Source organism: Streptococcus sp. 2018WUSS126, from assembly GCF_044427425.1.
In the GTDB taxonomy this organism is placed as follows: domain Bacteria; phylum Bacillota; class Bacilli; order Lactobacillales; family Streptococcaceae; genus Streptococcus; species Streptococcus hashimotonensis.
On record NZ_JAOTGB010000042.1, the window covers coordinates 1 to 681 of the forward strand.

Here is a 681-nt window from a genome sequence, read left to right on the forward strand (position 1 = left end):
TTTAGGTCAAATGCCTCATCAAAACAAGGAGTATCAGGGAGATGAAAACTCTTTTTCATAGAATTATTTCCATCGCGAATACGAATAATATACGACCAATTTTTCTCCTGGCAATGCGCCATGACATCGTAGGATTCATACCCCCTATCCATTATCACCAGAGCTTGTTCAAAAGGGACAACTCTCCATCATGTCGATGAAAGCTGCACGCTCATCAACCTCCCGATTATCCTGAATTCGTAGGTCATGGTAAATCTCTTGTTCAAGATTGTAGAGAGCATTGATATGAATGAGATTGTAAGGAGTGTGGTGTGGTCCAGTTTGGAACGAGGTCGTTTTATCAGAACGATTTCTTGGTAGAACCACATCACTACCATCAACAGCTAGGATAGGGAGATCTTTAGAAGTTGGAATTTTAGAAGTAATATTGGCAAACAGGGTTTTAAAAGCTTGATGTTTGATCCGATATCGTCGTTGGACAAAGGCAGATTGAGTGACTGGCAAATCTAAATCAAGTAGCTCTTTGGCTAAGGTATTACCACCCATGGTCAGTATAGCTTGAATCATGGTTTTCATCGTTAGCTGACTTTTCCGACTAAAATCTTTTTCAGGATGAAGCACAAACTGGTTTGCGGTGGAAACGATGTCGTTAATACTATCAAGTAAATGAGCTTTAATCTG

1 pseudogene is annotated in these 681 nt (G+C 39.9%); it reads right to left on the minus strand.

What is annotated here, in order from left to right:
- Positions 1-681: pseudogene (locus ODU34_RS10160) on the minus strand (IS4 family transposase); the annotation flags it as partial.